23 protein-coding genes are annotated in these 25,150 nt (G+C 75.5%); 11 read left to right on the forward strand and 12 right to left on the reverse strand.

Translation table 11 applies throughout. The features are described from left to right. Positions 1-4: 4 nt before the first annotated feature. Both Ae331Ps2_RS17490 and Ae331Ps2_RS17495 read left to right on the forward strand, forming a co-directional pair. On the forward strand, positions 5-430 hold the full coding sequence (locus tag Ae331Ps2_RS17490; protein WP_020628053.1) for a thioesterase family protein: 426 nt from the start codon (positions 5-7) through the stop codon (positions 428-430). Continuing rightward, the gene (locus tag Ae331Ps2_RS17495; protein ID WP_020628052.1) at positions 427-1,071 is read left to right on the forward strand and encodes a hypothetical protein; all 645 of its coding nucleotides are present in this window, start codon (positions 427-429) and stop codon (positions 1,069-1,071) included. Before Ae331Ps2_RS17490 ends, Ae331Ps2_RS17495 begins: the two co-directional genes overlap by 4 nt. Before the next feature lie 24 nt (positions 1,072-1,095). Here Ae331Ps2_RS17495 and Ae331Ps2_RS17500 read toward each other — a convergent pair whose 3' ends face one another. The 5 genes from Ae331Ps2_RS17500 to Ae331Ps2_RS17520 form a co-directional block, all read right to left on the reverse strand. Next, entirely contained in the window at positions 1,096-4,575 is a 3,480-nt protein-coding gene (locus Ae331Ps2_RS17500) for a hypothetical protein (protein WP_075307692.1), read from the reverse strand. A gap of 36 nt (positions 4,576-4,611) precedes the next feature. Further along, positions 4,612-5,994 carry a hypothetical protein gene (locus tag Ae331Ps2_RS17505; protein ID WP_075307690.1) on the reverse strand — a complete coding sequence of 461 codons (1,383 nt, stop codon included), beginning with the start codon at positions 5,992-5,994 and terminating at the stop codon, positions 4,612-4,614. 186 nt (positions 5,995-6,180) lie between these two features. After that, positions 6,181-6,564 (reverse strand): globin, encoded by a 384-nt coding sequence (locus tag Ae331Ps2_RS17510; RefSeq protein ID WP_020622424.1) that lies wholly within the window; start codon positions 6,562-6,564, stop codon positions 6,181-6,183. Between the two features lie 23 nt (positions 6,565-6,587). Further along, positions 6,588-7,568: a mechanosensitive ion channel family protein gene (locus tag Ae331Ps2_RS17515; RefSeq protein WP_075312166.1), complete on the reverse strand. Its 981-nt coding sequence runs from the start codon at positions 7,566-7,568 to the stop codon at positions 6,588-6,590. A gap of 98 nt (positions 7,569-7,666) precedes the next feature. After that, positions 7,667-8,320, reverse strand: coding sequence for a pyridoxamine 5'-phosphate oxidase family protein (locus Ae331Ps2_RS17520; protein ID WP_075307688.1), 654 nt, complete (start codon positions 8,318-8,320; stop codon positions 7,667-7,669). Positions 8,321-8,388: 68 nt separating this feature from the next. Between Ae331Ps2_RS17520 and Ae331Ps2_RS17525 the strand changes: the two genes are divergently transcribed. Continuing rightward, entirely contained in the window at positions 8,389-9,726 is a 1,338-nt protein-coding gene (locus Ae331Ps2_RS17525; RefSeq protein WP_075307686.1) for a PLP-dependent aminotransferase family protein, read from the forward strand. 108 nt (positions 9,727-9,834) lie between these two features. Further along, positions 9,835-10,905: a D-alanine--D-alanine ligase family protein gene (locus tag Ae331Ps2_RS17530; protein WP_075307684.1), complete on the forward strand. Its 1,071-nt coding sequence runs from the start codon at positions 9,835-9,837 to the stop codon at positions 10,903-10,905. Here the strand turns inward: Ae331Ps2_RS17530 and Ae331Ps2_RS17535 are convergent, their stop codons facing one another. Together Ae331Ps2_RS17535 and Ae331Ps2_RS17540 are read right to left on the reverse strand one after the other, a co-directional pair. Continuing rightward, positions 10,906-11,427, reverse strand: coding sequence for a DUF3515 domain-containing protein (locus tag Ae331Ps2_RS17535; RefSeq protein WP_158071460.1), 522 nt, complete (start codon positions 11,425-11,427; stop codon positions 10,906-10,908). Positions 11,428-11,455: 28 nt separating this feature from the next. Further along, complete coding sequence (locus tag Ae331Ps2_RS17540; RefSeq protein WP_020627802.1) at positions 11,456-11,692, reverse strand: Lrp/AsnC family transcriptional regulator; 237 nt, start codon at positions 11,690-11,692, stop codon at positions 11,456-11,458. A gap of 85 nt (positions 11,693-11,777) precedes the next feature. Between Ae331Ps2_RS17540 and Ae331Ps2_RS17545 the strand changes: the two genes are divergently transcribed. Next, the gene (locus Ae331Ps2_RS17545) at positions 11,778-12,779 is read left to right on the forward strand and encodes a thiamine-phosphate kinase (protein WP_083695683.1); all 1,002 of its coding nucleotides are present in this window, start codon (positions 11,778-11,780) and stop codon (positions 12,777-12,779) included. A gap of 81 nt (positions 12,780-12,860) precedes the next feature. On the opposite strand, the gene Ae331Ps2_RS17550 is transcribed toward Ae331Ps2_RS17545, so the two are convergent. Next, positions 12,861-13,085 carry a hypothetical protein gene (locus Ae331Ps2_RS17550; protein WP_020622071.1) on the reverse strand — a complete coding sequence of 75 codons (225 nt, stop codon included), beginning with the start codon at positions 13,083-13,085 and terminating at the stop codon, positions 12,861-12,863. A 315-nt stretch (positions 13,086-13,400) separates the two neighbouring features. Between Ae331Ps2_RS17550 and Ae331Ps2_RS17555 the strand changes: the two genes are divergently transcribed. Further along, on the forward strand, positions 13,401-13,757 hold the full coding sequence (locus Ae331Ps2_RS17555) for a hypothetical protein (protein ID WP_075307680.1): 357 nt from the start codon (positions 13,401-13,403) through the stop codon (positions 13,755-13,757). An 11-nt stretch (positions 13,758-13,768) separates the two neighbouring features. On the opposite strand, the gene Ae331Ps2_RS17560 is transcribed toward Ae331Ps2_RS17555, so the two are convergent. Further along, positions 13,769-14,659, reverse strand: a complete 891-nt coding sequence (locus tag Ae331Ps2_RS17560; RefSeq protein WP_075307678.1) for an LLM class flavin-dependent oxidoreductase — start codon at positions 14,657-14,659, stop codon at positions 13,769-13,771. A 98-nt stretch (positions 14,660-14,757) separates the two neighbouring features. Between Ae331Ps2_RS17560 and Ae331Ps2_RS17565 the strand changes: the two genes are divergently transcribed. Then, the gene (locus Ae331Ps2_RS17565; protein WP_075307676.1) at positions 14,758-15,642 is read left to right on the forward strand and encodes a LysR family transcriptional regulator; all 885 of its coding nucleotides are present in this window, start codon (positions 14,758-14,760) and stop codon (positions 15,640-15,642) included. A gap of 24 nt (positions 15,643-15,666) precedes the next feature. Here the strand turns inward: Ae331Ps2_RS17565 and Ae331Ps2_RS17570 are convergent, their stop codons facing one another. Genes Ae331Ps2_RS17570 through Ae331Ps2_RS17580 form a run of 3 tightly spaced genes read right to left on the reverse strand, consistent with a single transcriptional unit; the run spans position 15,667 to position 19,719 of the window. Continuing rightward, positions 15,667-17,055 carry a (Fe-S)-binding protein gene (locus Ae331Ps2_RS17570; protein ID WP_075307674.1) on the reverse strand — a complete coding sequence of 463 codons (1,389 nt, stop codon included), beginning with the start codon at positions 17,053-17,055 and terminating at the stop codon, positions 15,667-15,669. A 7-nt stretch (positions 17,056-17,062) separates the two neighbouring features. Beyond that, the gene (locus tag Ae331Ps2_RS17575; RefSeq protein ID WP_075312162.1) at positions 17,063-18,208 is read right to left on the reverse strand and encodes an FAD-binding oxidoreductase; all 1,146 of its coding nucleotides are present in this window, start codon (positions 18,206-18,208) and stop codon (positions 17,063-17,065) included. A 56-nt stretch (positions 18,209-18,264) separates the two neighbouring features. Then, positions 18,265-19,719 (reverse strand): FAD-binding oxidoreductase, encoded by a 1,455-nt coding sequence (locus Ae331Ps2_RS17580; protein ID WP_020622066.1) that lies wholly within the window; start codon positions 19,717-19,719, stop codon positions 18,265-18,267. Between the two features lie 175 nt (positions 19,720-19,894). Here Ae331Ps2_RS17580 and Ae331Ps2_RS17585 point away from each other — a divergent pair, with 175 nt between their 5' ends. The 4 genes from Ae331Ps2_RS17585 (at position 19,895) to Ae331Ps2_RS17600 (ending at position 25,125) form a co-directional block, all read left to right on the forward strand. Continuing rightward, positions 19,895-22,045, forward strand: coding sequence for a malate synthase G (locus tag Ae331Ps2_RS17585; RefSeq protein ID WP_075307672.1), 2,151 nt, complete (start codon positions 19,895-19,897; stop codon positions 22,043-22,045). 89 nt (positions 22,046-22,134) lie between these two features. Then, entirely contained in the window at positions 22,135-23,355 is a 1,221-nt protein-coding gene (locus Ae331Ps2_RS17590) for an MFS transporter (RefSeq protein WP_198932142.1), read from the forward strand. Positions 23,356-23,408: 53 nt separating this feature from the next. Next, positions 23,409-24,629, forward strand: a complete 1,221-nt coding sequence (locus Ae331Ps2_RS17595; protein ID WP_233147462.1) for a cytochrome P450 — start codon at positions 23,409-23,411, stop codon at positions 24,627-24,629. A 61-nt stretch (positions 24,630-24,690) separates the two neighbouring features. Continuing rightward, entirely contained in the window at positions 24,691-25,125 is a 435-nt protein-coding gene (locus tag Ae331Ps2_RS17600) for a GNAT family N-acetyltransferase (RefSeq protein WP_083696296.1), read from the forward strand. Positions 25,126-25,150 lie beyond the last annotated feature (25 nt).

The raw sequence follows: 25,150 nt of genomic DNA on the forward strand, positions 1-25,150 counted from the left end.
GTTCGTGACCGCATTCGTCGCCGAGGTCCCGCTGCGCTGGACCGACCAGGACGCCTACCGGCACGTCAACCACGCCCGGATCGTCACGCTCATCGAGGAGGCCCGCGTCGCGCTGGCGTTCACCGCCGCCGGGCGGGAGGGGCTCGCCGGGTTCTCCTCCGGGCTGCTCGTCGCCGGGCTGCACGTGGACTACAAGCGGCAGCTGCCGTGGCGGCCCGAGCCGCTGCGCTGCGCGATCACCGTGCGGGAGCTGCGGGCGGCGTCGTTCGTCCTCGACTACGCCCTGCACGACGGGCCCGGCGCGGACGACCCGGTCGCGGTCACCGCGTGGACCCGGATGGCGCTCTACGACCTCGGGGCGAACCGGGTCCGCCGGCTCACCGCCGACGAGCGGGACTTCCTGAAGCGTCACCTGGGAGACGTGTCGTGACCCTGCGGCTTGCGGACGCGACCGAGCGGGACGATCTCGGCGCGTTCACCGCCCGCGTCGTCCGGCTCGACCAGACCGCCGCCGTCCGGCTCACCGCGGGTGTCGGCCGGGTCACCGCGTGGGCCCGCACGCCGTTCGACGTGCTCGTGACCCGCTCCGTGGCGGGCGAGCTCGACCCGGCGGTGCCGGTCACCGCGCAGGCGTCGACGCTGCTGACGGCGCTGGCCGTCGACCGCTCCGCCGCGGTCGACCCCGGCCCGCCAGCGCCGTGGCTCGACGAGCTCCCGCCCGACGACGGCTGGTCCCGGGTCGACGACGTCCCTGCCGCGGAACTCGACGAGCTCGCCGACCGGGGGCTGGCACTGGCCCGGGAGCACGCGGGCCCGATGGGCCCGCCGGCGTCGCTGCTGGACCAGACGGTGCTGACGGTGTCCCCACCGGACCAGGGCCGCCCGGTCACGGTGCCGATGCGGGTGCTGTTCGCGATGTCCGGGATGGGGTTCCTCGGCTCGGCACCGCAGGAGACCGACGGCCCCCGGGTACGGGTCTCCGCCTCCGGGTCGTGGATCCGGCTCGACGCCCGGTACGGGGCGGTGGTGAAGCGGCGCGTGGTGTCGCTGCCGCTGTCGGTGGCGCCCTGAACCGTTCCCGCCGCGGGGACCGGCTCAGGTCAGGTTCAGGACGCTGACCGCGCCGTCACCGGTGACCCAGCCGGTCCGGCCGTCGGGGGCGACGGCGACCCCGGTCGGGTTCGGGGCGACGTCGGTGGTGCCGGTGACCTGCCAGGTCCCGGTGTCGACGGTGACGAGACCCTGCCGGGTCGCGACGTAGAGGTGACGGCCGTCGGGGGCGAAGGCCATGCCGGTGGCGCCGCCGTCGACCTGCACGGTCGCGATCTCGCGCCCGTCGGCGGGGTCCAGGACCATCACGGTCCCGGACTCCGGCCCGCCGACCGCGACCATGGTCCGCGGGACCGATGCGGGGCTGACGGCCAGGGACTCGGCACCGCCGCGCACCGGGAAGCTGCCGAGGACGGTGAGACTGTCCGGGTCGAGCACGGTGAGCTGGTCGGCGCCGCGGGTGGCGAGGTAGACGCGGTCGCCCGCGGCGTTCGTGGCACCGGCGTACGGGTCGCGCGACACCGGCACCGTGCGGGTCACGGTGCCCGCGTTCGGGTCGAGCTCCTGCACGGTGCCGTCCGTGCGCGACGGCACGTAGAGGAACCGGCCGTCGGGGGAGACCGAGGCCGCACCGGGATCCCCGCCGACGGCCGCCGTGCCGACGACGGTCCGCCCCGGCACGTCGACGACGGCGACCTGCCCGCCACCCGGCCCACCGGTGCTGACGTAGGCACGGGTGCCGTCCGGGGACGTCACCAGCCCCTGCGGCGCCGCCGGCAGCCCGACCTCGCCGGTGACGGCGTCGGTCGCGGTGTCGACGACCGCGAGCCGGTTCGCGTCGCGGACCGCGACGAGCGCCGTCGCGCCGTCCGGGGCGGCCGCGACGGCGACCGGGGCGCCGGGGACCTGCACGGTCGCCCGCACCGTCGGCTGCGCCAGGCTGGTCCCTGCCGCGGCCACCTCCGGCCGCGGCCCCGTCCCCGGGCCGGCCGAGACGGCCGGCCGGGTCGCGTTCGCACCCGGGGTGGACGTGCTGGGCGACAGCATCGCCCACAGGGTCAGCGCGCCGAGGAGCACGATCGCCAGCGCGATCGCGAGCCCGGCCGCGGACGGGCTGCGACGGCCGTTGCGCGGCTTCGCCGACATGATCGCCTCGTGGCGCGGCGTGACCGGCTTGTCCCCGGTCGCCGCGGCGTGGGCGGCGGCCTCCGCGGCCGCGGGCTGGACCGCGGTGCTCTCACCGGTGTCCTCGACCGTGCCGTCCCGGCCGGACGCAGCGCGGGCGGCGGCCACCGAGACGGCCCCGACCGAGGCCGCGGCGGCGGCGTTGCGACGGGTCGTCGCGGCGTCCGGCTGGTCCGGGTCCGACGGACCGGCCGTGCCGTCCGCCGGTGCCGGAGCGTCCGGGTGCCCGGTGGCCGGGGCGAGGCCCCGCAGCGTCGGCGGCTCGTCGTCGGTGCCGACGGCCCGCAGGACCACGGTGGTCTCGGTGTCGGACGCAGTGTCGGACGCGGAGCCGGACGCAGTGTCGGACGCGGGGTCCGGTCGCGCTGCGGTCCGACCGTCCGGTCCTGCTGGGCCGGGGCGGTCGGGGGCGGGCGCCCAGGAACGGGCACCGGGGTCGCGCGGGGCGGGCCGGGGGCCACCGCCCGCGGGGAACGTGCCGGTGCCGGGGGCGCCGGGCCCGTGCGGCGGGGGGACGGCGGTACCGGGTCCGCCAGGGCGGCCACCGGCCCCCGGGCCGCCGGGCCGGTCGGTCGGATACGGCCCCGGGCCCTGCCCGCCCGGTCGGCCGACGGGGTACGTGCCCGTGCCCTGCCCACCGGCGCGGTTGGTCGGGGACATGCCGGCGCCCTGTCGCTCCGGCCGGCCTGCCGGGTACGTGCCGGTGCCCGGCCCGCCGGGCCGACCGTCGGGGTACCCGTGCTGTCCCTGCCCGCCGGGCCGACCGTCCGGGTACCCGTTGGTGCCCTCTCCGCCGGGCCGCTCGTCCGGACCCGCGCCGAGGCCGGGGAACGCCCCGGTCCGGGGCGGTCCGGAGAACGCGGCGGCTGCCGGGCCCGGGACGTCGCCCCGGGCAACGGAGTCGTCCCGGACGGAGTCGTCTCGGAGGGAGTCGTCTCGGAGGGAGTCGTCTCGGAGGGAGTCGTCTCGGAGGGAGTCGGCGCGGTCGACGTCGTCGGGGGAGTCGTCGGGGGAGGGGCGGTCCGCGTCGGGGGTGGCGGCCGCGCCGTCGGTGCGGGAGTCCTGTGGGTCGTCGGCGCGGCTCGGGAGCCGGCCGAAGCCGCTGCCCGGGTCGCCGCCGACGGTGGCGAACAGGTCGTTGCCCGACAGACCGGCCATCGCCGGACCGGACGGGACACCACCCATCGCCGGACGGGGCGCCTGACGCCGCTCCGGGCCCGCGGGGGCGGGGGGCCGGTGGCCGGGCATGGTCGGACGGCTCCCGGACGGTGGGGTCGAGGGCCGCGCGGGCGGCTGCTCGGCCCGGCCGTCGGTGGAGCCCGTGTTCGGGTAGTGCCCGATCAGCGCGCCGGGGGGCAGGATGTCGGTCTCCGGGCCGTCGGCGCTGCTGCGCGCCGGGCGTGGCGGCCACCGCTTCGCGGTGTGCTGTTCCGCGGTGTCCCGGCCCTCGTCGTCGGACCCGGTGGCGCCGGAGCCCGTGCTGTCTCCGGCCGAGGGCGACGGCGTCGGGTCCTGGTTCGGGGTGGGGCCCGCGGCGGGGCGGGCGTCGTCGCCGAGCGGCCGCGGGGTGGGCGCGATCGGGGGGACGACGGTCGGTGCGGGCTCGGTGACCGGCACACCGTCCGGCCCGGGGCCGGCGTCGGTGCGACGGCCGCCCTCCGCCGGGGTGGCGACGGGGTCCGGCCGGTCCCCACCCGTCCCGGTGACGGGGCTCCCCGCCTCCGGCGCGGGACCCGACGGGGCGTCCTCCGCCCGGGAGGAGTCCGACGGACCGGGCCGGGGATCCGGCTGAGCAGCGTCCACCGGAGCGGGCCGGGGCGGCGTCGGAGCGCCGTCCGGCGCGGGCGTCGTCGGCCCGTCCGGTGAGTCCGGCGCGAACGACGGCGGCGGCGCGAAGCGGTCCGCCGGGGTGTGCAGGGGGTCGAGACCGTCGTCGCCGGGTTCGTCGGGCAGCGGCCCGACGCCCAACGGGTCGTCGCCGAGGTCGCCGAGGTCGGCGTAGTCACCCGGATCCGACGGCGGTTCGGGGGCGGCGGGCCGCGGACCCGGGGTCGGACGTGCCGAGGGCGCGGGACCGCCGTCCCGGGACACCAGTTCGGTGAAGCCCGTCGGGGTCGGCTCGCGCCGGGCGCCGTCGTCCTCGGACGTGGCCTCCTGCTCCGGTTCCTCCCCGGAACCCGACCGCATGACCAGATCGACCAGGGAGCCGGGGACCACCGGCACGCGGCCGGTCCGGATCGCCTCGCCGAGCCCGTCGGGGTTCGGATCGGGGCCCGGCGGGCCGTCGGCACGCCGGGGGGAGCGGTCGTCGGGGCCCGGGTGACCGGGCGCCGACGTCATGCGTTCTGCGGCGGTCGGGTGCACATAACGATTCGATTATCGCGAGCGTCGTCCCGGGCCCGGACCCCGGGTCGCCCCCCGCCCCGTCCGGGTCGTCCCGCCTGCGGCGTCTGTCCTGGTCCGGGGCTGGTCACGGCCCGTTCCGAGATCACCGAACGGGAGGACCCCGATCGAGGTGAGCGAGATCGGGGGGATGCGACCGACGGTGGTGCTGTCGGCGTCCTCCTCGGCCGGGCGGCGACCGGGGCCGAGGAGCAGGGAGCCGGTGACGGGCGCGTCCTCGTCGTCGGTGTCGTCGTCGGTGCCGTGGTCCGTGCCGTGGTCGGTGCCCGACCCGGAGAGGGGGTCGGCGGGGTCGATCGGTGACCGGGAGCCCAGCTCCGACACCGACGCGATCGGGTCCCCGTCCGAGGACGACGCCGCGGACGAAGCCGGGGAGGACGACGAGACCGACGACGGCCCCGGGAACGACGACGAGAGCGACGACGTGAGCAGGGCCGGCGGGGAGAGCGGTGCCGGGCCGAACAGGGCGTCGTCGAGGGCGGCCGAGACCGGCTCACGGTCCAGCTCCTCGGCGAGGGTGCGCTGCACGCGGGTCAGCTCGTCACGGACGTCGTCGCGCAGCGCGGCGAGCCGCTCGACCTCGCGCACGACCGCCGACCGCCGCTCCCCGGCGCCCTGCTCGGCGTCCCGCAGCAGCGCGGCGGCCTCGGCGCGCGCGGCGGAGAGCGTCTGCTCGGCGTCGGAACGGGCGTCGGCGAGGATGCGCTCGGCCTCGGTGCGGACGTCGGACAACCGGTCGGACACGGTGCGCTCCCGCTCGGCGAGATCGCGCTCGCGGCGGTCGGCGTCGCGCTCGCGGTCGTCGAGGGTGCTGCTGCGGGAGGTGAACTCGCGGTCCAGGGTGGCGGCGCGGCCGAGCAGTGCCTCCTCGGTGCGGGAACGACGGTCCTCGGCCTCGCGGCGGGCGCGTTCCACGATCTCCGCGGCCTCGTCGGCCGCGCGCCCGCGTAGCTCGGCTGCCTCCTGCTCGGCGGCCTGCAGGACGCGCTCGACGCGCCGGCCGAACCCGGCCTCCTCGGCGCGGCGGTCCTCGCCGGCCCGGGCGGCGGAGTCGTTCTCCAGCTGCTCCTGCAGTCGCCGGATCTGCGCACGGGCCGCGGACAGCGACTGCTCGGCGGCGTCCGCGCGGCGGATCTCGTCGTGGATGCGGTGGTCGAGCTCGGCCAGCCGGCTGTCGACCTCGCCACGGTCGTAGCCGCGCAGCACGACGGTGAACCACGAGCCGTCCTCGCCGTCGTGGCGGTCGGGGTGGGCCCCGGCGTCACCGCCGGGGTGCGCGTGCCGCGACGACCCGTTGGACGACCCGTTGACCGGCTCGTGCCGATGCGGACCGGACGGTGCGGGAGAGACGCTCACGATGAACCCCCAAGACGGGTGACTACGAGCCGCCCGACGTGCCGCGGCGGCGATCCGTCCAACGAGCCCGGACGCGTTCGGTCACGTTCGGCGGTGTGTCAGCCCGGAAAGCGTCCGAACATCACTCGAATGGCCGTCGGACGAACGGGCAGATGATCACGCTGTGTGGTAATGCCCCTACCGAGGTCAGAACTCGGAGTTCTGCATGCTCGCCGCGGCGTACTGCAGGTAGTTCCACAGCTGGTCACGGTGCTCCGGGGAGAGGTTCTCCTCGTCGACGGCGATCCGCATGCAGCGCAGCCAGGCGTCGCGCTCGATCGGGCCGATCCTGAACGGCACGTGCCGCATCCGGAGCCGGGGGTGGCCGCGCTGGTCGGAGTAGGTGCGCGGGCCGCCCCAGTACTGCTCCAGGAACAGCCGCAGGCGCTCCTCGGCCGGGCCGAGGTCCTCCTCCGGGTACAGCGGCCGCAACACCTCGTCCCGGGCGACCTCCTCGTAGAACCGGTGGACGATCCGGTGGAAGACCGGCGCGCCGCCCACCTCGGCGTAGAAGTTCTGCGGTGCACTCACGCCGACCAGTCTCCCAGGATCTGTCAGTTCTGCTTCTGGGCCGGGCCGTCGAGGGCCGCGCCGGGGAACACCATCGGCCGGGGGATGCCGTGGTCGTCGAAGGCGTCGGTGATCGCGCCGTTGAGCGCGCGCTGCACCGCCCACTGCCGGCCCGGGCTGACCCGCACGGTGATCCGCAGCGTGACGCCCTCCGGGCCGATCTTGTCGACGCCGAGCACCTCGGGGACCTCCAGCACGTCCCCGGCGATGTCGTCCTGGGCGGCGCGCTCGGTGGCGGTCCTCCCGGCCAGCTCGGTGGCCTCCTCGACGTCGGCGTGGTGCGCGATCGGCAGGTCGACCACCGCGACCGCGTAGCCCTGGCTCATGTTGCCCACACGCAGGATCTCGCCGTTGCGGACGTACCAGACGGTGCCCTTGATGTCGCGGATCGTGGTGATCCGCAGGCCGACCGCCTCGACGGTGCCGACGGCCTCCCCGACGTCCACGACGTCACCGACGCCGTACTGGTCCTCCAGCAGCATGAACATGCCGGACAGGAAGTCGCGCACCAGGTTCTGCGCACCGAAACCGATGGCGAGCCCGATCACCCCGGCGCCGGCCAGCAGCGGGCCCAGCGGGTAGCCGAGCTCGTTCATGACCATCATCACCGCGACGAGCAGCACCACCGCCGAGACGATCGACCGCAGCACCGAGCCGATCGTGCGTGCCCGCTGCGCCCGTCGCTGGGTGCCGGGGTCCGCCGGGGCGGCGGCCCCACGGCCGCCCGGCCGCAACCGGCGGGCCCGGCCGACCAACACGGTGAACCGGCCGTTGGTGGCGCCGTCGACCATCCGCCCGATCGCCCGGTGCGCCAGCCAGCGGAACAGCACCGCGACCACGACGATCACGGTGATCGCGACGGTCTTGCTGACCAGGGTGTCCGCGTGCTGGGCCAGGAAGTCGTTGCTGGTCCAGCGGTAGAGCGTGGCGCACCACGAACCCGCGTCCTGGACACAGTCGGGCATCAGCGACACGTCCTGCAGAGGGATGTCGGGCAGCACGTCGGGGGTCACGAGTCCTCCTCGGGGGCGGTGAGGGCTGCGTCGGAGCCCTCGAGGCTACGTCACCCTCCGGTGTGACGGCGGTCGCGCACGTGGTCCGGAACCGGCCGGTGTCCCTGCAGGTCAGGGGCGGTTTCCGGAGGCCCTGCGACGGTTCGCAGCGGCACCACGCCGGCCCAGGCGAGACCGGCGGCCACGTCGGCGCCGTCGTCCGACGGCGGCCCGGAGCGGCTCTTCACGCTCGCCTCGGCCAGGTCGAGGGCGAACACCGCGGTGGCGGCCAGCTCCCGGCGGTCCGGGCGGCGGGCGTGGTCCCAGGCGCCCGGGGCGAGGTGCTCGACGATCACCCGCAGTGCGTGCAGACGCTCGTCCTCACCGGTGACGCGGCGGGCGTCGCCGTGGACGACGGCGCTGCGGTAGTTCATCGAGAAGTGCATCAGTGCGCGGGCGTGCACGATGCCGTCGAGGTGGGTCACGGTCACGCAGCAGGACAGCGTGTCCCCGGTCAGGTAGCGGGCCCCGGACGAGCCGTGCAGGAACAGCGTGTCGCCGTCGCGGCCGTAGGCGGTCGGGAGGACGACGGGTGCGCCGTCGCGGACGAAGCCGAGGTGGGCGACGAGGCCGTCGTCGAGGACCGCGTGCAGGTCGGCCCGGTCGACGGCGGCCCGGTCGCGCTTGCGGCCCAGCGTGCTGCGGGTGGTGGGGGAGAGCGTCACTCCCCGAGCATGACCGGCGACAGTGGCATCCTGGAACGGCCACTTCCGTCCTTGTACGAAAGGCCACTGTGCCGGATCTCCCGATCGTCCTCGACCGCGCCGGGGCGACCCCGCTGGCGGTCCAGCTCGCCGACGCCCTGCGCGCCGCGGCGGCCGGCGGTGCACTGCGGCCCGGTGACCGGCTCCCGTCCACCCGCGGGCTCGCGACGACGCTGCGGGTGTCCCGGACGGTCACCGCAGCGGCCTACGACCAGCTGCTCGCCGAGGGCTGGGTCACCGGTCGGGTCGGCGCGGGGACGTTCGTGACCGCGGTCCCCGGGCCCGCCCCCACGGGCCCGGGAGCGACCACCGGGCCCCGGCCGCGGGCCGAGCCGTCGGTGCTGGACCCGGGGCGGCCGTGCGTCGCGGCGCTGGACCCCGCGATGTGGCGCCGTGCCTGGCGGGCCGCCGCCGACCCGCCCCCGGACGACCGCCCCCGCGCCGACGGGCTGGCCCCGTTCCACGAGGCCGTCGCCGGGCACCTGCTGCGCCACCGCGGACTCACCCCGGTCGCGGACACCGTGCTGGCCACCGCCGGGACCTCCGCCGCCGTCGCGGAGCTGGCCCGGCTGCTGCCCCCGGGGGCGACCGTCGCGGTGGAGGAACCGGGGTACCCGCGGGCGGTCAGCGCGCTGCGGGCCGCCGGGCTGCGGGTCGTCGGCGTGCCCGTGGACGACGACGGCCTGGTCGTCGACGCCGTCCCGGCCGGATGCGCGGCGGTCTACACCACCCCCGCACACCAGTTCCCGACCGCGGTGCGGCTCTCCGCCGCCCGCCGGGTCGCCCTGGTCGAGCGGGCCCGCACCGAGGACCTCCTGGTCATCGAGGACGACTACGACGGCGAGCTGCGCTACGACGTCGCCCCGCTGCCCCTGCTGGCCGCGCTCGCCCCCGGCCACGTCGTGCACCTGGGCACGGCGAGCAAGATCCTCAGCCCGACGCTCGGGGTCGGCTGGGCGGTCGCGCCACCCGCCGTCGTCGACGCCTGGCGGGACCTGCGCGCCCGGACCGGCACCCGGCCGTCGCCGGCGGGGCAGCTCGTCCTCACCGCGCTCGCCGCGCACGGCGACCTCTCCCGGCACCTGCGACGGCTGCGCCGCGAGCTCCGCGAGCGCCGGGCCCAGGTGCTGGCCACGGCCCGCGCGGCGGGCTGGGCGGTCCACGGGGACCCGGCCGGGGCGCACCTGGTGCTGCGGCCGCCCGAGGGTGAGCGGGCCGCGATCGCGGCGGCCGCCGGGCGCGGCGTCGCCGTGCGCGGGCTGGCCGACTACCACCAGGGCACGCCCCGCACGTCCGGGCTGGTCGTCGGGTACGCGGCCGGGACACGGGCCGAGCTGACCGCCGCGCTGGCGGCGCTGATGGGGTGAGCTGCCGCCCGGCGGTGTCGAGGGCCGGGCCGCCGCCCGGCTGTGTCGAGGGCCGGGCCGCGGCCCGGTTGTGAGCCCCCGCGCAGCCGCCGCCTACCCTCGGGCCCCATGAGTGCCGACCGGGTGAAGGTCGCCGTCGTCTTCGGCGGCCGCAGTTCCGAGCACGCGATCTCGTGCGTGTCCGCGGGCAGCGTGCTGACCCACCTCGACCCGGAGCGGTTCGAGGCCGTCCCGGTCGGGATCACCCCGGACGGCGCATGGGTGGCCGGCCCCTCCGACCCCGCCCGGCTGGCGATCTCCGGCCGGGAGCTCCCCGAGGTCGACGGCGCGGCCGAGTCCCTGGTGCTGCCCGGCGAGCCGGGTCGCGGCCTGGTCCGCCTCGACGCGCGCGAGGCGCTGACCTCGGTCGACGTCGTCTTTCCGATCCTGCACGGCGCGTTCGGCGAGGACGGCACCATCCAGGGGCTGCTGGAGATGGCCGGCCTGCCCTACGTCGGCGCCGGCGTGCTGGCCTCCGCGGTCGGCATGGACAAGGAGTTCGCGAAGAAGCTGCTGCGCGCCGAGGGCCTTCACGTCGCCGACGGTGTCGTGCTCCGCCCCGGCACCGACATCGGGTTCGCCGACCGCGACCGGCTCGGGCTGCCGCTGTTCGTGAAGCCGGCCCGCGCCGGGTCCTCGATGGGCGTCACCCGCGTCACCGACCCGGCCGCGCTCGACGCCGCGGTCGCCGAGGCCCGCCGGCACGACCCGAAGGTGCTCGTCGAGGCGGCCGTGCCCGGCCGGGAGATCGAGTGCGCGGTGCTGGAGTTCCCCGACGGCAGCGTCCGCGCCAGCCTGCCCGCCGAGCTGCGCTACACCGGCGAGTTCTACGACTTCGAATCCAAGTACCTCGACACCTCCGACCTGCAGATCCCCGCCAAGCTCGACGACGAGATCACCGAGTCGCTGCGCTGGAAGGCGATCACCGCGTTCCGCGCGCTCGACGTGCAGGGGCTGGCCCGGGTCGACTTCTTCGTCACCGACGACGGCGACATCACCGTCAACGAGGTCAACACGATGCCCGGTTTCACCCCGAGCTCGGCGTTCCCGAAGATGTGGGCGGTCACCGGCCTCGACTACTCCGAGCTGCTCAGCACCATGATCGACACCGCGCTGGCCCGCGGGACGGGGCTGCGGTAGCTAGCGGACCCGCACCGGCTGCGGCGGGAGCGTGTCGACGACCGCGTCGGACACCGCCTGCAGCGGCCCCGGGCCGGTCTCGGTGGGTGCGGACAGCTCCAGGTACACCCCGCGGTCGACGACGGCGTAGGTCGTGGCGAGCGCACCCTGCGGCGTGCCCAGCGGCAGCCAGCTCACCCCGTTGACCACGATCAGCGGCGAGGTCGGCCCCAGCTCGGCGGGCCGCTCGGTGCCGCAGCGCAGCACGACCGGCTCGGGCTCGGCGACCCAGGCCCGCGCGCCGGGGACCGGCGGGTCGATCTCGCGCGGCGCGAGGTCACCGGTGTCACCGGGGAGCCCGGTGGGCAGCGCCCGCAGCACCGCCTCGCACGACGGCGACGACGCCTGCGGTGCGGCCCGTGCCGGCAGTTCCAGGGGACCGGTGTCCGGCCCCGTCGTCAGGCGGGCCCAGACCGCGAGCCCCGCCACGACGACGGCGAGCAGCAGGGGCAGCGCGAGTGCCACCACGACCGGTGGTGACACGCGTGCCCCTGCCACGTCTGTCCCCGTCTCAGCTCAGCTTGACCACGGGGCAGGTGAGCGTCCGGGTGATCCCGTTGACGTTCTGCACCCGGGCCACGACCAGCCGGCCGAGCTCGTCGACGTCGTCCGCCTCGGCGCGCACGATCACGTCGTACGGGCCGGTGACGTCCTCGGCCGAGACGACGCCCGGCAGACCCCCGATCTCGGAGGCGACCGAGGCGGCCTTGCCGACCTCGGTCTGGACGAGGATGTATGCCTGCACCACGGCGTGCCCCTTTCCGGTAACTGCCGACCTGCCGGATGGTTGACGGCAGGAATGTCGGACGCAGAACCTACCGGAGGCCGCCCCCGTGTCCCCATCCGCGATCACGCCCGAGGGCGGTTCCGAGACCGGTGTCTCACTCCGGGAGGTCGGTGAGTTCGCCCTGATCGACCGGGTCACCACGGACCGTGTCCAACCGGCTACGACGGAGCTCGGTCCCGGTGACGACTCGGCCGTCGTCACCGCGGCCGACGGGCGGGTCGTCGCCTGCACCGACGTGCTCGTGGAAGGTGTGCACTTCCGGCTCGACTGGTCGAGCCCCGAGCAGGTCGGACGCAAGGCCGCGGCCGCGAACCTCGCCGACATCGCCGCGATGGGGGCGGTGCCCACGTCGCTGCTGGTGGGGCTGGCGTGCCCCTCGTCGACGCCCGCGGCGCAGCTCGAGCAGCTGGCCGACGGGCTGTGGGCCGAGGCCCGCTCGACCGGGGCCGGGCTCGTCGGGGGCGACCTGACCTCGGCGCCGGTGATCGTGGTCTCGGTGACGGCACTGGGGGACCTGCAGGGCCGCGCGCCGGTGCTGCGCTCCGGCGCGCGGCCGGGCGACCGGGTGGCGGTCTGCGGGCGGCTGGGCTGGTCCGCGGCCGGGCTGGCGGTGCTCGGGCGTGGGTTCCGGTCCCCGGCGGTGCTGGTCGACGCGCACCGGGTCCCGGAACCGCCCTACTCCGCGGGTCCGCAGGCCGCCGACGCCGGCGCCACGTCCATGATCGACGTCTCGGACGGCCTGCTGGCCGACATGGCGCACGTCGCGCGGGCCTCGGGGGTGACGCTGCGGCTGCGGTCGCGGGCGTTCACGGTGCCTGCGCGGCTGGCCGAGATCGCGTCCGCGTTGGGCCTGGATCCGCTGCGCTGGGTCCTGACCGGCGGTGAGGACCACGCGCTCGCGGCGACCTTCCCCGCCGACATGCCGTTGCCCGAGGGCTGGACCGAGGTCGGGGCCGTCGAGGCAGCGGACGCCGAGGGCCCCGCGGTCACCGTCGACGGCCGCCCCTACGACGGCGACGCCGGCTGGGCCCACTTCACCCGCTACTGACCGCGGCCACCGACCGCGGCACGCGCACACGACGGCGGCCCGGCCCCTCGGTGAGGGACCGGGCCGCCGGAAGATCGGGGCTCAGGCGCCGCGGCGCCAGAACAGCAGCGCCCGGCGCAGCCGGTTGCGCAGGCTGGGGTGACCGGGGACCGACCGCTGCGGGGCCGGGAACTGCCGGAACTCCGCGGGCGGCGGGGTCAGGTGGGCCGCCGGGAGGGTGGGCGGGTCCATCGCGACCAGGGTCTGCGGGAAGTGGCGCGCATCGGGCGACGGGGTCTTCTCGGGGTGCACGGTCGTCTCCTCCACGGCCGTTCCATCGCTCGCGGTGGCTCGATCGTTACCGACCAACTGCTGCATCTCCGGCCTCCTCACGGTCTCGGGCGGGGTACATCGCCGGGTCCCGTGCCCGCCGGGGCCGGGGTCCCTCCGCGCGTGCCGCATTCGTGACGGGCCACCGCGGGGCCCGGGAAGGGGAGCGCGGGGCGGCGGTGCCTGCCCGCCCAGGGTACCGACGTGACGTGTGCCGGAGACGTGTGCGGTGGCTCACCGGGCGGGCCGTCGGGCACCCGGGTGCTCGCTACGGTGAATGCCGAGCAGGCGGGACGAGTGGACGGAGCGGGTGTGTCGGGGCTGGTGGCGGTGGTGGCGTGGGCCGCCCTGGCGGGATGGATCGCCGCCGGCGTGCTGCTCGTGCTGGCCCACCGGCGGCTGGAACGGCTGGAGCGGGAACACACCGCCCGCAAGTGGGACATCGTCGCGCTGCGTGCGGAGCTGCGGGCGCTGCACCGGCGACCGGACGACGGCTCCCGACCTGCAAGCGGCTCCCGCACTGCCGGAGGCTCCCGCCCGGCCGGCGGCGACACCGGGTCCCCGGTCCCCGCCGGCGGGGCGCCCGGACGTACCCGGAAGGCCGGCGCCACGGCATGGCGCCGGTCGCACCGGCGCCCGGAGGGCCGCACCCGGCGGGGCCCCTCCTGAACGGGGCGGCGTCAGGCGGTGACGTGCGAGGACGACAGGGTGGCCGCCACGTCGAGCGCCGATCGGCCCTCGGGGTTCAGGTCGAGCACCACGAGGTCGGTCGCGCCCGCCTCGGCGAACCGGGCGAACTCCCGCGCCAGGAGCTCCTCCGATCCGGCCACCACCGTCTCCTCCGGCCCGCGGAGCCCGCTGCGGTCCAGCAGCGCCCGGTAGCTGGGCAGCGTCCCGACGGCGGCGAAGTCCTGCGCGACCGAATCCAGCATCCGGTCCGGGTCGGTGGTCACACCCACCACCACGGAGACCACGATGCGAGCGGTGTCCGGGAGCGCGGGCCGCAGGTGGTCGCGCACGAAGTCCGGGCGGACCCAGGTCACGCCGGTTCCGTCGGCCAGCTCCCCGGCGATCTCCAGCATCCGGGGACCGAGGGCCGACAGCAGCACCCGCGGCGCCGGCACCGGCCGCGGCAACGTGAGCTGTGTGTCGACGTCGAGGAACCGGCCCCGGTGGGTCACCCGCTCCCCGTGCAGCAGCGGGATCAGCACCTCCAGGTACTCCCGCGTCCGGGCGGCGGGCGCGTCGAACGGCAGCCCCAGCTCACCGGTGAGGTAGGGGGCGTGGCCCGGGCCCACCCCGAGCGTCAGCCGGCCGTCGAGGGCCGCCTGCGTGGTCAGCGCCTGGGCGGCGAGCGCGACGGGGTGCCGGGGACCGGTCAGGGTGACCGCGGTGCCGAGCTCGGCGGGCCCGGTACCCGGCTCCGCCGCGGCGAGCAGGGTCAACGGGTCCCAGCTGCCGGGCATCTGGTTGGCCCAGACCGCGTCCAGGCCCCGGCGGCCCGCGTCGAGCACGGTCTCCCGGACGGCGGCAGGGCCGTCGGGGGTGAGGTTCAGGGTTCCGATCCGCATGCTCTCCAGTGCAGCCGCGCCGGGCCCGGGGAACCAGACCGGAACAACCCGCACAGCGATCGGCGTTCGTGATCGACAGAGGTCGGGGAGGGTGTGGGATGGAACTGCGCGGTTTGCGCTACTTCGTGACGGTGGCCGAGGAGCTGCACTTCGGCCGGGCCGCCGAGCGGCTGCACATCGTGCAGCCCGCGGTGAGCCAACAGGTGGCCCGGCTCGAACGCGAGCTCGGGACCCGGCTGTTGGACCGGTCCTCGCGCCACGTCCGGCTCACCCCCGCCGGGCACCGGGTGCTGGCCGCGGCGCGGGAGGCGCTGGCGGCGGCGGAGCGGGTGCGTGCGGTCGTGGACGCGCCGGCGACCCGGATCCGCGTCGGCACCGCGCCCGGGCTCACCGGTCGTCTGGAGCTGGCGCTGCGCCGGCTGCAGGAGTGCTCCCCGGATCTCGAGGTCCAGCTGTTCGACCTGCCGGTGCCCGAGCGGCTGTCGGCGGTGGCCGACGGCCTCCTGGACCTCGCGGTGGCCCGGGGGGAGCCCTCGGGATCCGGCCTGGTGGTGCGCCCGGCGTGGAGCGAGCAGCTGCACGCGGTCGTGTCCGACCGGCACCCGCTGGTGCGCCGGTCCTCGGTGCGGCTGTCGGCGCTGGCCGCGGCCGGGCCGTTCCGACCGCCGTGCCGGGACACCGACCCGCCCTGGCACGACGCCCTCGCCCGGATGGTCGCCCCGTCCGGGGCCCGGATGGGCCGGCCGGTCGGGGTGGGTGAGGCCGTCGTCGCGGAGATGGGGGCCGATCCCACCGGGTGGACGCTGCTACCCGCCGGGCGGGCCGCCGCGTCCGGGGCGTCGCGGGTGCGTGAGATCCCGCTCGACCCACCGGTGACGGTCACCGGGTCGGTGGTCGCGCCGTCGTCGACGACCCCGGGCTGCCTCGCCGCGGTCGTGGACGCGTTCCGCGACGCCGACCTCACCGATCTGGCGTCGGCCTGACGGGGCATCGGGTCCGGCGCCGCGTCAGCGCCGGGGGACGCCCGCCCCGCGGATGCTCGCGTCGAGCAGCTGCACCGGGTGCAGCAGCGGGACGTCGGCGACGTCGTCGCTCGGCAGGTACTTCCCGATCTGCAGCAGGCAGCCCGGGTTGGCGGTCACCACGACGTCGGGCCTCGCCTCCCGGATCTTCTCCGCCTTCCGCACGCCCAGGTCGGCGGCCGCGTCCGGCTTGACCATGTTGTAGATGCCCGCCGAGCCGCAGCACAGCGACGCCTCGGCGATGTCGACCAGCTCCAGCTCCGGGATGGTCCGCAGCACCTCGCGGGGCTGGCTGCGCACACCCTGGGCGTGCCCGAGGTGGCAGGCGTCGTGGTAGGCGACCCGGCCGGGGACCGGCGTGCGCGGGGCACGGGGGCCGCCGTCGTCGTCGCGGGAGTACAGGTCCGCGAGCACCTCGTGCACGTCGCGGCAGCGCGCCGAGAAGGCGGCGGCGCGGTCCTTCCACTCCGGGTCGTCGGCGAGCAGATGGCCGTAGTCCTTCATCGACGAGCCGCAGCCCGCGACGTTGGTGACGACCGCGTCGACGTCGAGGGTCTCGAACCGGGCGATGGTGCGCCGGGCCCGGTCCAGGGCGGACTCCTCGCGCCCGGCGTGCACCTCCAGCGCGCCGCAGCACTGCTGGTCGCGGGGGACGAGGACGTCGCAGCCCTCGGCGGAGAGCACCCGCACGGTGGCCTCGTTGACCCGGTGGAAGAACACGTCCTGCACACATCCGGTGAGTAGCGCGACCCGGGCCCGGCGGGTGCCGACGGCCGGGGTGTGCACCGGGAGCCGCGCGAACGCCTCGCGCACCGAGACCGGCGGCAGCAGCGACTCCATCGCCGCGAGCTGGCCGGGCAGCTTCTCGGCGAGCCTGCGGATCGCGGGGACCTTGCGCAGCTGCTGGTAGAGCGCGCCGGGCAGGGCGGCGGCGCGCAGCCGTCGCTTGTAGGGGAACAGGGCGAAGATCGCGTCGCGGAACAGCTTGTCCGACGCGCTGCGGGGCACGTTGCGCTCGATCTGCGGGCGCACCGACTCCAGGAGCTTGTCGTACTGCACCCCGGACGGGCAGGCGGTCACGCACGCCATGCAGCCCAGACAGTTGTCGATGTGCTCGGTGAACGGGCCGTCGAGGGTGATGTCGCCCTTCTCGGCCAGGTCCATCAGCAGGATCCGGCCGCGCGGGGAGTCCATCTCCTCGCCCCACAGCACGTAGGTGGGGCAGGTCGGCAGGCAGAAGCCGCAGTGCACGCAGTCGTCGAGCAGCTCGCGCTGGGGCGGGTGGACCGGGTCGAACGCGCTCGGCCCCTGCTGCGGGATCTTGGTCTCGGCCGCTCCGGCGGGGGTGCCTGCGGGCTCGTGGGTGCTCGTCATGCGTGCCTCACATCCAGGGGGCGAAGCGACCGGCGGCGAACCGGGCCTCGGGGTCGAGCTGGTTCTTGATCGCCTTCAGCAGCGCGAGCGCGGACGGCGCGGGGCCCCACGCCGGGGCGTCCAGCGCCTCGGGGCGGTCGCGCAGCATGCTCGTGCCGCCGACCGCGGCGACGGCGTCGTGCACCTCGGTCACGGCGGCCCCCGGCACGGTGACGGTCGCGACGCCGGTCGCGAGCCCGGCCGTGACGGCGGTGGCGGGAAGCTGCTCCACCAGCGGCGCCAGCCGGGTCGGGGCGCACCCGATCCGGACGACGGCGCCGTCGCGGGCGGGCCGGTCGGCGTCGCCGCCGGCGTGCGGGCCGTCGGCCAGCGACGCGTGCGCGTCCCACGCGTCCGGACCCACCTCCCTTGCGTCGGCGCCGAGGAGCTCGCGCAGCCGCTCCACCCGCGCCGGCAGGGTCCCGGCCCCGCCCTCCAGCCGGACCAGCAGACGTCCCGGGTCACCGGAGACCCACTCGACGGCGATCGGCTCCAGCGGGCTGGCCATCAGCTCCAGTACCCGCGACGCGGCCTCGGCCACCGGGCCGTCGACAGCCACGCAGGCGACCGCCTTCGGGACCGGGTGCAGCCGCAGGACGACCTCGACCACCGGGCCGAAGGTGCCGTGGGAGCCGTGCAGGAGCTTGGCCATGTCGTAGCCGGCGACGTTCTTGATGACGTGCCCGCCGGAGCGGACCATCGTGCCGTCCGCGAGTACCGAGGTGGTGCCGATGACCAGGTCCCGCAGACCGCCCCAGACCAGGGCGGACGGGCCGGCGTCGGCGGTGGCGAGCAGCCCGCCGACGGTGGCGCCGCGGGCGACCCGGGCGGCGTCGAACGCGAGGCGCTGGCCGTGCTCGGCCAGCTGCTCCTGCAGCGCGAGCACCGGGGTCCCGGCGTGCACCGAGACGGTCATGTCGCCGGGGTTGTGGTGGATCACCCCGGACAGCCCGGAGAGGTCGAGCGTCGCGGCGACGTCGTCGTCCGCGCGTCCTGCCCAGCCGGCGGCGGTGCCGGCGCCGGCGATCGCGAGACGGCCGGGGGTGTCCAGGACGGCGTCCCGGACCTCCTTGGCCGAGGTGGGGCGCAGCGTGGTGGGAGCGGCGCGTGTCATGTCGTCGGGCCCTTCCGGGTCGCGTGCGGGTCGGTCGGACAGGTCGGCCGGGCGGGTCACAGCCGTTCGATCAGGCCCGCCTCCTCCAGCGGGTGCGGGCGGTAGCGCCCCGGCTTCTCGCCGCACAGCCGCGGGGTCGGCAGGAGCTTGCCGGGGTTGCAGATGTGGTCGGGGTCGAAGCCGTCGCGGATGCGGCGCATGACGGCCAGGTCGTCCTCGCCGAACATCCGCGGCATCGAACAGGCCTTGTCGGTGCCGATGCCGTGCTCGCCCGACAGCGACCCGCCCATCTCGACGCACAGCTCCGCGATCCGCGCCGACAGGTGCTCGGCCTCGTCGGTCTGGCCCTCCGCGGCGGAGAACAGGACCAGCGGGTGCAGGTTGCCGTCGCCGGCGTGGAACACGTTCGCGACGCGCAGCCCGGCCTCGGAGCCCATCTCGTCGATCCGTTCGAGGATCTCGGCGAGCCGGGTCCGGGGGACCACGCCGTCCTGGACGATGTAGTCCGGCGAGATCCGGCCGACCGCGGCGAACGCCGCCTTGCGGCCGCGCCAGATGTTCGCCCGCTCCTCCGGCGATCCCGCGATGTGCAGCCGGGTGCAGCCGTGCCGGTCGCAGATCTCCTTGACCAGCGCGAACTGCTCCTCGCACTCCTCGACGGTGCCGTCGAGCTCGACGACGAGCGCGGCCGGGGTGTCGAGCGAGTAGCCGGCGCCGGTGGCGCCCTCGGCGGCCTCGATCGCCAGCGCGTCCATCATCTCGACCGCGGCGGGGACGATCCCGGCCGCCACGATGTCGGAGACCACCTGGCCCCCCGCCGACACGGACGGGAAGTCCGCCAGCAGCGTGCGCATGACCTCGGGGGTGCGCAGCAGCCGCACGGTCACCTTCGTGACGATCCCGAGGGTGCCCTCCGACCCCAGGAACACCCCGCGCAGGTCGGGCCCGGACTGCTCCATCGAGTCCGACCCCAGGGTCACGACCTCGCCGTCGGGGAGCACGACCTCCATCGACAGCACGTGGTTGGTGGTGAAGCCGTACTTCAGGCAGTGCGCGCCGCCGGAGTTCTCCGCGACGTTGCCGCCGATCGTGCACACCTGCTGGCTCGACGGGTCCGGGGCGTAGTAGAGCCCGTGGGGCGACGCGGCCGCGGTGATCTCCAGGTTGGTGACGCCGGGCTCCAGCACCGCGCGCCGGTTCTCCGGGTCGACCTCGAGCACCCGGTTGAGCCGGTTCAGCCCGATGACGACGCCCTCGGCCACCGGCAGCGCGCCGCCGGACAGGCCGGTACCGGCGCCGCGGGCGACGAACGGGATCCGGTGCCGGGCGCAGATCCGTACGCACCCGGCGACGTCGTCGGCGGTGCGGGGCAGCAGGACGAGCTCGGGGACGACCCGGCTGCCGGTCAGGCCGTCGCACTCGTAGGTCCGGGTCCGGACGGGGTCGTCGAGCACGTCCGCGGCGCCCAGGAGGGCGACGAACTCGTCGTGGATCGAGCGGGCCAGAGGCATCGCTGGACTCCCTTGCTGCGCGTGGCGGGGCTCACGGGAGGGTACGTCGACACGGTGACGCCACGCCTGTTCGACGTCACGGACAGGGTCCGCATCACTTCCGTGATGCGGAAAAGATAATCCACTGGTAGAAATACGACCAGTTCCGACATCCACACGGAGAGGGTGGTCACAGATGGCCGACACCGCCGGCCTGCAGGTCGACGAGCACCTGAGGTCCTTCGTCGAGGGCGAGCTCCTGTCCGACGTCGACCTCACGGCGGACGACTTCTGGGCGACCCTCGCGCGGCTCCAGGAACGCTTCGCTCCCAAGATCGCCGACGCACTGGCCCGTCGCGACGAGATCCAGGCACGCATCGACGAGTGGCACCGCGAGCACGGCACCGGCTCGGTCGAGGACTACGAGAAGTTCCTCACCGACCTCGGCTACCTGCTCCCGGAACGGTCCCCGACCATCGACGTCGACCGGGTCGACCCGGAGATCGCCGAGATCCCCGGCCCGCAGCTGGTCGTGCCCTCCACCGTGCCCCGCTACGCGCTCAACGCCGCCAACGCGCGCTGGGGCTCGCTGTTCGACGCCTTCTACGGCACCGACGCGCTGCCGCAGGACCACGAGCTCGCCCCCGGCTACGACGAGCGCCGCGGCGCGCAGGTCATCACCGCCGCCGACGAGCTGCTCGACGAGCTGTTCCCGCTCGCGAAGGGCAGCCACGCCGACGCCACCGCCTACCGGCCGTCGACCGACGGGCTCGTCGTCGACACCGCCGCGAACGGCACGGTCGGGCTCGCCGACCCCGCGCAGTTCGCCGGCTTCCGCCCGGTCGACGGCGACGGTCGCGGCGCCGTCCTGCTGACCCGCAACGGGCTGCACCTGGAGATCACGATCGACCCGACCACCCAGGTCGGCACCCAGCACCACGCCGACGTCGCCGACGTCGTGCTCGAGTCCGCGGTCACCACGATCGTCGACCTCGAGGACTCGGTCGCGACCGTCGACGGCGAGGACAAGGCCCTGGCCTACCGCACCTGGCTCGGGCTGCTGCGCGGCGACCTGACCGCCGAGTTCCGCAAGGGCGGGAAGACCGTCATCCGCCGGGTCAACCCGGACCGCGAGTACACCGCGGCCGACGGCTCCGCCCTCACCCTGCCCGGACGGTCGCTCATGCTGGTCCGCAACTGCGGCCACCACATGACCACGAACGCCGTGCGCACCGCCGACGGCGGCGAGATCGCCGAGGGCGTCCTCGACGCACTGGTCTCGGCCGTCGCCGGGCTCTACGACCTGCAGGGCAAGGGCCCGCACACCAACTCCCGCGCGGGCAGCGTCTACATCGTCAAGCCCAAGCAGCACGGGCCCGAGGAGGTCGCGCTCACCGTCGAGCTGTTCAGCGCCGTCGAGGAGGCCCTCGGACTGCAGCCGAACACCCTCAAGATCGGCATCATGGACGAGGAGAAGCGGACCTCGGTCAACCTCTCCGCCTGCATCGCCGAGGCCGCGAACCGGGTCATCTTCGTCAACACCGGCTTCCTCGACCGGACCGGCGACGAGATCCACACCTGCTTCGCCGCGGGCCCGGTGCTGCGCAAGGGCGACATGAAGTCGACCACCTGGCTGAAGACCTACGAGGACCGCAACGTCGACGTCGCGCTCGCCGCCGGGTTCGCGCACACCGCGCAGGTCGGCAAGGGCATGTGGGCCAAGCCCGCCGCGATGGCCGAGATGATCGAGCAGAAGATCGGCCACCCGAAGGCCGGTGCGAACTGCGCCTGGGTGCCCTCGCCGACCGCCGCGACCCTGCACGCGCTGCACTACCTGCGCGTCGACGTGCACGCGGTGCAGGACGAGATCGCGTCCCGCACCACCGCCGACCGGCGCAGACTGCTGGAGGTGCCGGTGACCGACGCGTCCTCGCTCCCGGCTGACGCCGTGACCCACGAGCTGGAGACCAACGCCCAGTCGATCCTCGGCTACGTGGTGCGCTGGGTCGGGATGGGCATCGGCTGCTCCACCGTGCCGGACCTGGAGGGCGTGGGGCTGATGGAGGACCGCGCCACCCTGCGGATCTCCGCCCAGCTGGTCGCGAACTGGCTCCGGCACGGCGTCGTCGACGAGGCGGTCGTGCGCGACACCTTCGCCCGGATGGCCGCCGTCGTCGACGAGCAGAACGCCGGCGAGGACGGCTACCCCGCGATGGCCAAGGACCTGGAGTCCAGCGAGTCGTTCCAGGCGGCGCTGGAGCTGGTGTTCAGCGGGGCGACCGAGCCGAACGGCTACACCGAGCGGACGCTCACCCGCTGGCGTCAGCGGGCCAAGGCCGCGGCCTGAGGTCGCATCACCGTCACCACCACCGTCGACGACGACGCCCCCGGGACGCGTTCCCGGGGGCGTCGTCGTGATCAGGGAGGACGAGGATCGTGAAGCCGTGGATGCGGCCCGCGCTGGTGCTGTTCGGCGTCGGCTACGGCGCCAACCAGTTCAGCCCGCTGATGGTCATGTACCGCGAGCAGGGCCACTACTCGGCGACCGTGGTCGCCGCGTTCTTCGGCGTCTACGTGCTCGGTCTCGCCCCGGGTCTGCTCGTCGGCGGACCTGCGTCGGACCGCTGGGGGCGGCGCCGGGTGCTGCTGCCCGCCACGGCCGCCTCGATCCCGGCCAGTGCCGTCATCGCGCTGGGGGCGTTCTCCGAGCCCCTCCTCTACATCGGACGGCTGCTGTTCGGCCTGTGCATCGGCGTCGCTATGGCGGTGGCGACGACCTGGGTCAAGGAGCTGTCCGGCGAGGGTGAGGGTGCGCGGCGGGCCGCACTCGCGCTCACCGCGGGGTTCGGCCTCGGCCCGCTGGTCGGCGGGCTGCTCGCGCAGTTCGCGCCGCTGCCGATGGAGCTGCCCTACCTGGTGCACATCGTGCTCATGGTCCCCGTCACCTGGTGGCTCGTGGCCGCCCCGGAGACGGTCGAGCCGGGCCGCTCCCGGTCCTGGCTGCGCGACCTGCGGGTGCCCGCCGCCGCCCATCCGCGCTTCCGGTGGCTGGTGCTGCCCGCCGCGCCCTGGGTGTTCGGCGCCGCCGCGCTGTCGTTCGCGGTGCAGCCGACCGCGCTCGGCGACGTCCTCGGCGGCTACGGGCTGCTCGACGCGACCCTGCTCACCGCCGTCACCCTGGGCTGCGGGTTCCTCGCCCAGTCCGCCGCCCGCGCCGTCGACGCCCGCTCGCCGCTGGCCGCCACCCGGATCGGGCTCGCGCTCGTCGTCGCCGGGACGGTCGTGGCGGCGTTCGGCGCCGCCGGGCGCAGCATCCCGGTGGCGTTCGTCGCGGCCGCGCTGCTCGGTGCCGGTTACGGGTTCGTGCTGCTGTCCGGGCTGCAGGAGGTCCAGCGGATCGCCGCGCCGGAGCACCTGGCCGGGCTCACCGCGGTGTTCTACTCGCTGACCTACCTCGGGTTCCTGCTGCCGATGCTGCTCTCGGCCCTGACCGGGGTCGCGGGGTACCCGGTGCTGCTGCTCGTCGTCGCCGGGGTGCAGGCGCTCTGCCTGGTCCTGGTGTGGGCCGGAGCCCACCGGGTGGCGGAGCCGGTCCCCGCGGCTGATCCGCTCCGCGCGCGCGGAGCGGATCATGCGGCCGGCCGCGGATCCACCTGATGTCCACCTCCGGGCGGAGGCGGGTGCCGGCCCGCGCTCGTAGCGTCGGGCGGGTGACCACCACCACGGATTCCGACGCCACGGACCTGCCGCGCCTGCCGTTCCCGCGCCACGACGTCCTCGACCTCCCGCCGCAGTTCGACCACCTGCGGGACCGGTCCCCGATCACCCCGGTCCGGACCCCGGCCGGCGATGTCGCGTGGCTGGTCACCGGCTACGACGAGGCCCGTGCCCTGTTCGCCGACGACCGGCTCGGCCGCAGCCATCCCGCGCCGGAGCGGGCCGCGCGCATCTCCGACTCGATGATCTTCGGTGGGCCCAGCGGCGACTCACCGGAGACCGAGCGGAGCAACCACACCGCCATGCGCAAGTTGCTCGCGCCCGCGTTCTCGGCGCGGCGGATGCGCAGGCTGTCCGACCACGTCGCCGAGCTGGTGCACAGCCGGCTCGACGTCGTCGAGGCCGCCGGGCCCGGCTGCGACCTGCACGAGCTGTTCTCCTTCCCCCTGCCGGTGCTGGTCATCTGCGAGCTGCTCGGCGTCCCCTTCGACGACCGCGAGGAGTTCCGTCGCTGGTCCGGCGAGCTCGGGCTGCTCCACGACCGGCCCCGCGCCGAGGCCGCGGCGCAGGCGTTGTTCGCCTACGTCCGCGGCCTGATCGATCGCAAGGACGACGAGCCGGGGGAGGACGTGCTCTCCGACTTCGCCGCGCTCGGCTCGGCGCCGGAGCAGCGCGACCGGCTCGCCGCGCTCGGCGCCGGCCTGCTGTTCGCCGGGCACGAGACGACGGTCGGGCGGATCGACACCGGCACCGTCCTGCTGCTGGACCGGCCGGGGGAGTGGGCGGCGCTCGCCGCGGACCCGGAGCGGGCCGCGGGCGCGGTCGAGGAGGTCCTGCGGCTGGCCGTGCCCGGCGGGGGCAACGGCGGCATCCCGCGCTACGCCCACGCCGACATCGACATCGCCGGGGTGCACATCCGTACGGGCGACGCGATCCTGCTCGCGCTCGGTGCCGCGAACCGGGATCCGCGCCACTTCGACGGGGCCGAGGACATCGACGTCACCCGGAAGCCGACGCACCTCGCGTTCGGACACGGGCCGTACTTCTGCGTGGGCGCGAGCCTGGCCCGGGTCGAGCTGACCGAGGTGTTCCGGGCGCTGCCCGCCCGGTTCCCGTCGCTGCGCCTGGCCGTGCCGCGCTCCGAGCTGGAGCTGCGCACGGACGTGCTCACCGGGGGCCTGCGCGCGCTGCCGGTCACCTGGGACCGATCATGAGGGTGTGGGGGAGCTCGAACTGAGGGTGTCCGGGATCGACCATCCGGACGTCACGCCGCTGATGCGGCGGCTGCAGGCGTTCTACGGCGAGGTCTACGGCGACGGTGACGTCACGCCCGTCGTCCCGGCCGACTTCCGCGCCCCGTCCGGGTTGTTCCTCGTCGGCTACGAGGACGGCGTCCCCGTCGCCACCGGGGCGTGGCGCGCCGTGGACGCCGACCCGGCCGACCCCGCGCGCCGCGACGGCGACGCCGAGCTGAAGCGGATGTACGTCGAGCCCGCCGCCCGCGGTCGGGGACACGCCCGGACGGTGCTCGTCGCGCTGGAGCGCGCGGCGGCCGCCGCCGGGCGTCGTCGGATGATCCTCGAGACGGGTGACCCCCAGTCCGCTGCGATCGCGCTGTACGAGAGCAGCGGATACCGTCGGACCAGCAGATTCGGTGTGTACCGGAACGACCCCCGCTCCCGGTGCTTCGCCAAACCGCTGCCGGGGTGAGCCTCGGTACGGTCACGGGCGAAAC

Origin of the sequence: Pseudonocardia sp. Ae331_Ps2 (genome assembly GCF_001932405.1) — a bacterium.
In the GTDB taxonomy this organism is placed as follows: Bacteria; Actinomycetota; Actinomycetes; order Mycobacteriales; family Pseudonocardiaceae; genus Pseudonocardia.